11 protein-coding genes and 1 pseudogene are annotated in these 10,364 nt (G+C 32.7%); all 12 read right to left on the reverse strand.

Annotated elements, in window-relative coordinates; genetic code table 11:
* Positions 1 to 42 precede the first annotated feature (42 nt).
* Positions 43 to 462 carry a hypothetical protein gene (locus ACJAX4_RS07555; protein ID WP_435788846.1) on the reverse strand — a complete coding sequence of 140 codons (420 nt, stop codon included), beginning with the start codon at positions 460 to 462 and terminating at the stop codon, positions 43 to 45.
* Positions 463 to 549: 87 nt separating this feature from the next.
* Complete coding sequence (locus ACJAX4_RS07560) at positions 550 to 729, reverse strand: YjfB family protein (protein ID WP_435788847.1); 180 nt, start codon at positions 727 to 729, stop codon at positions 550 to 552.
* Between the two features lie 84 nt (positions 730 to 813).
* Positions 814 to 2,049, reverse strand: coding sequence for a flagellinolysin (locus ACJAX4_RS07565; protein WP_435788848.1), 1,236 nt, complete (start codon positions 2,047 to 2,049; stop codon positions 814 to 816).
* Between the two features lie 56 nt (positions 2,050 to 2,105).
* Positions 2,106 to 2,513: pseudogene (locus tag ACJAX4_RS07570) on the reverse strand (flagellin); the annotation flags it as partial.
* A 131-nt stretch (positions 2,514 to 2,644) separates the two neighbouring features.
* Positions 2,645 to 3,613, reverse strand: coding sequence for a DegT/DnrJ/EryC1/StrS family aminotransferase (locus tag ACJAX4_RS07575; RefSeq protein WP_435788849.1), 969 nt, complete (start codon positions 3,611 to 3,613; stop codon positions 2,645 to 2,647).
* An 85-nt stretch (positions 3,614 to 3,698) separates the two neighbouring features.
* Positions 3,699 to 4,706 carry a dTDP-glucose 4,6-dehydratase gene (locus ACJAX4_RS07580; RefSeq protein WP_435788850.1) on the reverse strand — a complete coding sequence of 336 codons (1,008 nt, stop codon included), beginning with the start codon at positions 4,704 to 4,706 and terminating at the stop codon, positions 3,699 to 3,701.
* The gene (locus ACJAX4_RS07585) at positions 4,654 to 5,052 is read right to left on the reverse strand and encodes a hypothetical protein (RefSeq protein WP_435788851.1); all 399 of its coding nucleotides are present in this window, start codon (positions 5,050 to 5,052) and stop codon (positions 4,654 to 4,656) included. The genes ACJAX4_RS07580 and ACJAX4_RS07585 overlap by 53 nt, the downstream gene beginning before the upstream one ends.
* Before the next feature lie 44 nt (positions 5,053 to 5,096).
* The gene (locus tag ACJAX4_RS07590; protein ID WP_435788852.1) at positions 5,097 to 6,113 is read right to left on the reverse strand and encodes an SDR family NAD(P)-dependent oxidoreductase; all 1,017 of its coding nucleotides are present in this window, start codon (positions 6,111 to 6,113) and stop codon (positions 5,097 to 5,099) included.
* Between the two features lie 289 nt (positions 6,114 to 6,402).
* Positions 6,403 to 6,939, reverse strand: a complete 537-nt coding sequence (locus ACJAX4_RS07595; RefSeq protein WP_435788853.1) for a GNAT family N-acetyltransferase — start codon at positions 6,937 to 6,939, stop codon at positions 6,403 to 6,405.
* The gene (locus ACJAX4_RS07600; RefSeq protein WP_435788854.1) at positions 6,939 to 8,009 is read right to left on the reverse strand and encodes an N-acetylneuraminate synthase family protein; all 1,071 of its coding nucleotides are present in this window, start codon (positions 8,007 to 8,009) and stop codon (positions 6,939 to 6,941) included. The genes ACJAX4_RS07595 and ACJAX4_RS07600 overlap by 1 nt, the downstream gene beginning before the upstream one ends.
* A gap of 27 nt (positions 8,010 to 8,036) precedes the next feature.
* Complete coding sequence (locus tag ACJAX4_RS07605; protein WP_435788855.1) at positions 8,037 to 9,146, reverse strand: class I SAM-dependent methyltransferase; 1,110 nt, start codon at positions 9,144 to 9,146, stop codon at positions 8,037 to 8,039.
* A 2-nt stretch (positions 9,147 to 9,148) separates the two neighbouring features.
* Complete coding sequence (locus ACJAX4_RS07610) at positions 9,149 to 10,051, reverse strand: dTDP-4-dehydrorhamnose reductase family protein (protein WP_435788856.1); 903 nt, start codon at positions 10,049 to 10,051, stop codon at positions 9,149 to 9,151.
* Between the last annotated feature and the right edge of the window lie 313 nt (positions 10,052 to 10,364).

Genomic DNA, 10,364 nt, shown 5'->3' on the forward strand with positions numbered 1-10,364 from the left:
AGAAAAATGAGCAGTAGTAGCTATTCCTATAGCCACTACTGCTCATTCTAGTTTTTCCCCGTCTCTTGTTCTTCTGCAATCGCTATCTATTGCACTAACCTGTGCTGCTAATTTGTCTAACCTATTATTCAAATTTCTTAATTGTAGTGGAGTAACTACTACTTGCTTACCCTGCTCCGCTATCTCTCTCATTTGTAGTAACTTTACTTCTTTAAGTTTAAGCAGCTTCTGTTTTTCCTGTGCCCACTTTATTTCCTGTTGTAGTTGCCTATGTAGTTCTCCTTTTTTATCTATTTGCTTATCTGCAACTACATCTAATTTTTGTCCAATATTAGGGTCTATTGCATCAATATGTGTCTTTTCTATCATTGGGTTATTATTTTCTTTCCCTGTATCCATAGCCACTTCCGTTTCTACTATATCAGCACGCTGTTGAACCTTTGATAGTGCTGCTATGTCCATATGATTACCTCCTAACACCATTTTTTTCAGGTCACAGTCATTCTCGTTTCATGAACAGTTTAGCTTGTTCTTCTTTTTCACCCATACTTATGCTCTAACATCCAAATTCTGTCCTACATTAGAGTCTATTGCAACATTTTTCACCATATCTGTCATCTGAGCAGCAGATTCTTTTCCAGTATCCATTGCCATCTTCATTACCGCTACGCCAGCTGATTGCTGCACTCGTGATTGACTCATTATCATTGATAATGCCCCTATGTCCATTAGATTACCTCCCGTTTCACATTATAGAAAAAAAGTCAGAGCTTTCATCCTAACTCCTTAATATTACTTTTATAAGTTCTTCAATTATCTTAATAATGCAAGAGCTTGTTGTGGTTGTTGATTAGCTTGAGCTGCTTGATTAATGATGTTATTTTTAGAGAATGTTGACATTTCTTTAGCCATATCTACATCTTTAATTCTTGATTCTGCTGATGTTAAATTCTCACTTGATGTTCCTAAATTAGCAATTGTATGCTCTAATCTATTAGTATAGGCACCTAATTTAGCCCTAACACTTGATACACTTTTAATAGCATTGTCACATTTTTTTACAACTAAATTAGATTCTGAGCTACTAGATACATCTACAGACGATAAACCTATCACTGCCGCTCTCATGTCCTGCAATCCAATAGACATAGTTTGACCATAGTTAGCACCTACCTGCATAATTAGTTTAGAACTAGACATGCTGTCTTCTGATGGAAATATAACATTAAAGTTCTGCATAGGCTGACCGTCTGCTTTGTACGCAGCTAATGCCTCGTTTATAACCGACTCTGCAGTTTGTGCGCCACCATTGGCGTCAATTCCGCTTATGACTCCTACATCTGCCTCATTAGAACCCCAATCGAGTGAAAGTGCTGTTATGAAATTGGATGCTTTTGCACCTTTATCGAAGTCAGTTTTTAAATCTGCTATGGAACCTATACTGTTCCCACTGCCATCTAATAGTAGAGCGTTATTTAATGCCGTAGTACCCTTAGCTGAGCCATCTGACTGTATAGCAGACATTAAACTAACCATGTTATTTGAACTGTCTAAGTTACTACTCATATACTTTGTTATAATGTAACCTGCTGAGTAATCCATATCATCGCCAGTCCAAGCTGCTCCCCCTAATAAATCAGATGCTCTACTTATAAGACTTGCAGACCTTGCAGCATCTATACCAGTGCTTCCTGCATTACCTATAATATTTTTGAGTCTTTCGTCTGCTCCGCCTATAAACTCGGCTGTACCTTCTGCAAACCAAGTTGGTATAGTGTTCATCTTTGCTCCAAGTGCTGAGTCCATAACAGCATGAGTTATTTCATGTGCTATTATTCTGTCATTGTAAAGTTTACCTAGAATATTAGTGCCATCTTCACCTGTTCCTGGCGCAAAATCACTTACATCTATAGTTAACTCTGGTTCTAAAGATGTTCCACTTACATGCGCAAGTTCTCCATAGGGTGTGCCATCTACTAGAGTTATTTTAATGTGTGTATCAGTACCCGCCGATAAACCATAGTTATCACTTACTGCCTTCTCAGCCATCTCTAACCAACCTTCTTTAAGTCCTTTACTATATTTGTACGTGCTTCACTGTTAGTAGAACCTGAAGATAATAAACTTTTGGTGTTAAATTCAGTTGTATTCCCTATCCTATCGACTTCTTGTATAAGTTGGTCAATCTCAGTTTGTATCTGTCCTCTGTCAATATCTGTATTTGTGTCAGTTGCAGACTGCACTGCTAACTCTCTTATTCTTTGTATAATAGAGTGTGTTTCACCTAAAGCACCATCTACTGTCTGTAGTAATGAAACAGCATTTTGAGAATTTTTTGCTGCTTGGTCAAGACCTCTCATTTTTTCGGATATTGCTAGCCCTGCTGCATCATCTCCTGCTTTATTAATTCTAAGACCTGAAGACAGTTTCTCCATTAACTTAGATGAATTTAGGCTATTACTAGCCATAGCCCTGCTCGCGTTTAGTGCGTTTACATTGTGGTTAATTACCATGTTCTTCCCTCCTTAGCCGAATAACCCTTGCCACTATTGATGCAAAAGCAGTCAAAGCTTTCACCAAACTGATTTAACAGCACCTTTCCAATAAATGCATGAACATAGTGAATACGTTTATTGGTTGCTAATTACTTTTTATAGTAAGTAACAACTTTAGTTACAGCTTCTATAACATCTTTTATATCATCGTTATTCATACCTGGATATATTGGAAGCGTAATCATACGTTCATATAAGTTTTCTGCATTTGGACATAATCCCTTTTTATATCCTAACTTCTCATAATAAGGATGCAAGTATACTGGTAAATAATGCACATTAACTCCTATATTTTCAGCTTTTAAAGCTTCAAAAACTTCTTTCCTTGTGCATGTTAATTTATCCAGTTCTAATTGAATAACATAAATATGATGACCAGAATCAGAAAATTGTGCTTCATATGGAGTTATTACCTCTAGTATTTTCTTAAATTCTTTGTTGTATATAGCTACAATCTCTCTTCTTCTTGCAATAAATTTATCAATCTTATTCATTTGAGAAGTACCTAATGCACATTGCATATCAGTTATTCTATAATTGTATCCTAAATCTATTTGCTCGTAATACCATGGACCATCATTCTTTTCCATCATGCTATCATCTCTTGTAATCCCATGTGTCCTAAATAATATCATTTTATTATATAATTCTTCACTATCAGTTACTACAAGTCCACCTTCTCCTGTTGTTATCGGTTTTACAGGATGAAAACTAAACTCTGTCATATCTGCAACTGTTCCGACTTTATTTCCTTTGTACACACTCCCTAAAGCATGTGCACCATCTTCAATAATTAACAGCCCATGTTTATCTGCAATTTTCCTTATAGCATCTATATCCACTGATTGTCCTGTGAAATCCACTGGAATAATTGCTTTAGTTTTATCAGTAATGTGTTTCTCGATTTGAGATGGATCTAAGTTATAGGTTTTAGCATCTATGTCTGCAAAAACAGGTGTACCTCCACGATACAACACACAATTAGAAGATGCTGCAAATGTCATAGGTGCAACTATTACCTCATCACCCTCGCCAATTCCTGCGGCAAAACATGCCATATGTAAAGTCCTCCAAAGATAGCAAGTTTCATTAATATCCATCTCCAATTTTTTTTATTAGAATATCTCACTTTTGCAAGTTTTTTTACTTTAATAGCTTTGTACCTTTTATCCACTGTTCTGTTTCTTCTATTCCTTGCTCTAATGTATATTCTGGCTGCCAATTCATAAGTTCCTTAGCCTTTTCATAATTACACTTAAGCTTCATAATTTCACTTTGAGGGTGAATATGTTTTACTAGATGAACTTTAACTCGTTGCTTTGTTATTATATCTGCCAATTCATATACAGTTACATCTCTTCCTGTTCCTGCATTTACTATTTCACCATTAACTCTTTCCGAGTACCCTGTCATTACTACAAATTTAGCACAATCCTTAACATAAAGGAGGTCTCTTGTCTGCTGTCCTGATCCATATATATTTATATCTCTTTCATGAAGGGAATTATTTATAAATATAGCAACAACTCCACCTTCTCCACCCGTCTTTTGAAAAGGTCCGTAAGTATTAAAAGGTCTTATAACCACCGTTGGAAGCTTGTAAGCATTATAATATGATAACACCATATTTTCAGCTGCTATTTTACTTCCTCCATAGGGTGACACAGGCTTTGTAGGATGGCTTTCATCTATTCCACTATCCTGTGCTGCATCATAAACCATGCAGGTGCTCATAAATACTACCTTACATGGATAAGTATCCTCCTTAGAATCTAGAACCCATCCATCACCATCCATGCTTCCATTTTTACCAAACATCTGAATCTTAGCTTTTTCAAGTATATTGAAAGTACCAACAGTATCATTGAAAAAGGTAGTTCTTGGATTATCTATACTATCTTGAACATTTATTGATGCTGCTAGATGATATATTACATCAAATTTTTCTCTAAAAATATCATCCATAGTCTTTTCGCTTTGTATATCTCCTTTTATAAATCTAAAACTGTTATTTCCATCAAACTCTTCTATATTTTCTAATCTACCGTTTGACAAATTATCCAATGCAGTTATTCTATGACCATCCTCTAACAATCTTTTAACCACCCAGCGACCTATAAAACCAGCGCCTCCGGTTACTAATATATTCATTTGTCAGTTCCCCCTTAATTATACCTATATTTTTCACTATTTCATTTAAACCCGTTCCATCAATAGCATGTTTAGCTCTTGCAGACATTTCTTTTCTTTTTCCATAATTATTACATAAAGCGTTTAACTCTCTTACAAACGTGTCTTTATCTAATTTATCATACCATCCTATGTTTTCTATTATTCCCATTTCACTTAATTTTTCAGCTATTCCCTGTTGATTTTCCGCAACTATAATCCCTAGGGTTGGTATTCCACAAGTTGCTAGTTCGTATAATGTACTTTCACAAGCTGAAATTTTAGAGAGTTTTTTTGCTAGAACCAAAGTTCTCATTATATGTCCCATGCCAATCCTTGCGCCACCATCTTCCTAATAGCTATTTTTATTAATTACACCAAGCCTTCTTTCTTAAGTAATGCTCTAATTTCCTCTTTAATTAATATATTTTTATCTGATGAATTATAGCTTCTAATCTCAGCTTTTCTATGTTTTTCATAAAATTCATATAGATTTTCTAAATATGCTGATGGCAATACCGAATACATATCGCCTAAATCAAAAGCAAATTCAGACTCTTCCTTAGTCATAAGTTCTTCAAATTTTCTTTCTCCTGCCCTAAGGCCAATAGTATGCAATTCCACTTCTTCTTTTTTTATATTAAGCTTTTTACAAGTTTCTTCAACCACTACTTCTGCAAGATCATAAAGTTTAATTACTGGCATTTTCAGAACAAATACTTCTCCACCTATTGTATTTTCTACAGCATCCATAATAAGCTTTACTGCCTCAGTTAAAGTCATCATAAATCTAGTCATTTCTGGATCCGTAACTGTAATTTTTCTATTTTGCTCAATTTGTTTTTTAAATAGTGGTATTACTGAACCCCTCGATCCCATAACATTTCCAAATCTAACTGCAACAAACTTAGTTCTACAATTACCTTTATTAAAATTCGCTGCTTGCACTAATTTTTCTGATAAAAGCTTTGTAGCTCCATAAGAATTTGCTGGATTAATGGCTTTATCTGAACTTGTAAACACTACGCATTCCACATTATTGTGCATAGCTGCTTTTATCACATTTTCCATACCCACAATATTAGTTTTAATAGCTTCACTAGGATTATACTCACATGCCGGAACATGTTTCATAGCTGCTAAATTAAATACTACATCTATGTTATTCATTGCTCTTTCTACTCTCTCATAATCTCGCACATCACCAATCAAAAATCTAAACTGTTTATCATCATTAATTTCATTTTCCATTATAAATTGTTTATATTCATCTCTGCTAAGTATTCTTATTACCTTTGGTTCTTGTTTAACAATTTCCTTTATAAGTCCATGACCTATAGTACCAGTTCCACCAATTATAAGAATATTTTTTCCTGTGTAATGTCCCATACTGCATCATCTCCTAATACAATTATTATTCCAATAGGTTTGTACCTTTTATTCACTTTTCCATCTCTTCTACTTGTTCTAAAATAAACCCTAGCGTCCAACCCATAAACCATTTAGCTTTATTTTATTAAGATTATAATATTATTAATTTAATCTATAATTTACTTGTTTAGTATATTATCGTATTTTTTAAGGTATTCTTAAATGATTTCTATTTTGTCACAATAATAAAAAGGGCATCCATCACTTTAAGTAGTTTCCTTAAGCAATAGATACCCCCCCATTTCATCTACTTTTCTCTAAATTCATTATTTAGTAATGATAAAACATATGAATTCCACCACTTACCGTAACTAAAATAGTTTTTTCTCAAAACACCATCTACATGAAACCCAAATTTATCATACAATTTTTTTTTCTTAACATCAAATTCATATATTTCAGTCCAAACTTTATTAAGACCTAGTTCGTTAAATCCATAATTAAAAATTAAATCACAACTTTCTTCTGCATATCCTTCATCATCAATATATGAATTGTTCCATCCTATATACAAAGATAAATCTGCATTACGATGAACCCAGTTAATATAACACAATCCACAGCAACCAAGTAATTCATCATCAGAAACTCTTCTTATCGAAAACATTATAGTTGAATTATCGTTATTAACTTTATTTTCAAACCATTTATCCTGCATTACACTGTTTATCTCTTTATACTCTCTAAAAAATTTTCTATAGTCCTCTCTATTTCTCCACTTCATTAAATAATTCAAATCTTCTTTTTCAACCGCAGCTAAGTAAACCTTTATACCTTTTATCATTATTTCATATCCTCCCACTTAATATGAGTATCTTTTTGCACATTTACAAGTACAGTTCTACCTATGACTTTATCTATTTCATAAGGCGGAATACCGTCGCATTTAATAGGACGTAAAGGAATTAAATCTTCTTTTTCAATTATACTACCAGAGGATAAGTCCTTCGTGAAATACAAAGCCCTTCTCTGAACAACAACGGTTTCATTCTCATTTTCTTCAATTTTTTTTATTCCATCACCCAATGCTAAGTATAGTTCATTTGCACTATAAACCATCTCTCTCCATGTTTTAGGATTCATGGAAAACTTATGGTCCGGCCCAACCCTATTGTTATCATCTGTAAAATGTTTTTCTATAACAGTTGCTCCAAGCGCTATTGCACCTAAAACAGTAGAATGACCTTTTGTATGATCTGATAACCCTAATATGAGATTCGGAAATTTTTCTTTGTAATTTTTTAAAACATTCAAATTTATATATTTAAAATTTTCATGGCAGGCTGAATAATTTGTATTACATTGCATTAAGACAATCCTCTTATTAATAGATTCTATAGCGTTAATTGCTCTCTCTACATCAGCAATAGATGATGCACCAGTAGCAATTAATACAGGCTTACCTTTACTCGCAATATATTTTAACATTTCAATCCACGTAATGTCACCTGATCCAATTTTAAAAGCATTTACATACTTATTAACATGATCAACAGATTCAAAATCATATGGACTAGTCATATATTCTATACCAACCTCATCACATTTTTCTTTTAATTTTTGTGTCCAGTCTTGAGAAATACTCGCATCTTTATAAACATCGTAGACAGATTTTTTCCATGCGGACTGATGAGATAATTTTTGTTTAAAAGAGTCAAATCCATTCTTACTAACAATCATGTCAGCCTTGAAATTCTGAAATTTTGCTGCATCAGCTCCAGCTTCTTTTGCTAATCGAATTAGTTCAAAAGCTCGATTGATATCTCCATCATGATTTGCAGCTATGTCAGCAATAAAATATGGTCTTTTCCCTATAACTTTATCGCTAACTTTAATTAAAATTTTGGTATTCACAATAATCCCGTCCTTTCAACCTACCATTTAATTATCATTTGGTATACCTAGAAGTACCATTGCATCAGATAATCGTGACTCATCTATTGTTTCCTGCAAATTCGGAATATATTTTTTTATCTTGTTAATGAAATCTTCATTATCATTCAAGTACGAAAATTGATTGATTAATTCAAATATATCCATTCCAAAATACCACGCTGAAGAAATGTCAATTCCACTCTTAATAAAAGCTGTTGCTAATGATTCATCAGTGAAAAAATTGATATGACCCAATGGATCTAAATGCCTTACTATACTGTCCGTTGCTACATTTTGAATTGCTGACCCAAAAGATTCCCATCTAGGTACTTCAATTGCTATTAATGTTTTCCTTCCTGAAGTTATTTTTTTAGCAGCACTTAACATTTGCATTGGATTTGGTACATGTTCAATAACTCCCCAAAAAGTTACAATATCATAATTATTAAATTCATTATAACATTCAGTAAAATCCTTATCATATAACTCAATATCAAAATTTTCTTTACAAAATTGTCTTCCAAATTTACTTATTTCAATACCTTCAGCTTTGATTCCCTTTTGTCTACATGCATAAACAAAATGACCACTACCTGCACCGACGTCTAATATAGATTTAGGTTTTTTACCATAAAGTTTTTCATATTGTTCTATTACGTATTCCGCTTTTGGAATCACTACTTGATTTATCCTTGTCGATAGGCTTTTTTTATCCATATATGTACTTTGGTATCCTTTATTTTCAATATAAAACTTTTCTAATTGTTGTTTTTCTGGTCTATACATTACATAACAGTGAGAACATTTCCTACATTGACAATATACAGCATTATATACTTCTAAAACTTTTTTTGCATCTGTGCTCTCTTCACCACAAATAGGACATACTTTAACTCTTTCAAGTTCTCCTTTGAATAAATTTCTTCTAGACGTCTTCATATTTTTTATCTCTAATTTAAAATTAGAAATCATTTTTTCTTTTAACGATAATATATCAATTGGTTTACCAAATGTAACTTCTACATCAAAACTTTTTTCAACTTCATCTTCTATATAGATCCACTTTTCTATTTTTTTCTTCTTCAAAGCAAAAGAACTTGTTCTTTTCCATTCCATAATTATATCTCCTTTTTATCATCTGCCATATTCTTCATTCCAACTTCTATACTAGGTACTTTATAATATAATTTTTTAAGTGTATCAATATTAAGAGTAGTAATCTTAGGTCTCAGTGCATTAAACTTGATTTCATCAACAGATATTTTATGAACAAGTCTTTCTGAGTATAAAAATTGTTGTGCTAATTTCCTCAAAAAATCATATTTACTAATATGCTCTTTACAACCAACATTTAATATGCCGTTATACTCAACATGGGTGCATAAATACAATATAACCCCTGCTAACTCACCCACATATACAGGATTAAAGTACACATCTGTAAAACCGTTTATATCCTTTTGTTTAGAAAAATTCTCAATAGCCCATTCTACCAATGATTTACTCTTTGGAATATGGAATCCATATATATTTGTTCTAATAACTATAGCATTAGAGTTTATATCTAAAACTATCTTTTCCCCTTGTAATTTACTCTGCGCATAATAATTGAGAGGATTAGTTTTATCTATTTCACTATAGTTCCCTAGATTACCATCAAATACTGAATCTGTTGATACATATATAAACTTGGTACTTCCAGGTTTGTATGAAGCCAATATTTGAGTTGCTTTTACATGCAAGTTATAAGCATATTCTTTATCATCTTCACAATCATCTACATTTACAATTGCTGCACAATGAATAATTATATCAGGTTTTATTTCATCAATTACTTGTTCGAGCAAATTGAAATCAGTTAAATCAATTGATATATGAGTATATAACCTACTGTTATCTTTATTGATATTTCGACTAATACCATAAACTTTAAAGCATTGTCTTTTCGTAAATTCTTCTATTACACTATTTCCTAACATACCAGTAGATCCAGTTACGATAACTTTTCTAATATTACTCATAATACCTTCCTCTCTATATTATAAATTACTCTCAATATCTCACTTATTCTTAGGATTTCATTATTTCAAAAAGAAGCGTTCTTGGTATATATTGAAACTTTGTATTTATGTGTACATAGATAGGTGACCTAAAGAGAGCTGTGCTTCTTTGTTAAATTATGGCTACGATGGATGTCCGCATTATCTCTGGTAACTTACCCTTCCATGTCTCACAAGATCTATGTCCCAATTTCCTTCGTTCAGTCTATCCAAGAGGCGGATGTCAGTATGTGCTCCTCGACCGGGTCTATGCCCTTATGGAAAATTTTAAACC

Origin of the sequence: Clostridium sp. (assembly GCF_051278035.1) — a bacterium.
Taxonomy (GTDB): Bacteria; Bacillota; Clostridia; order Clostridiales; family Clostridiaceae; genus Clostridium_AD.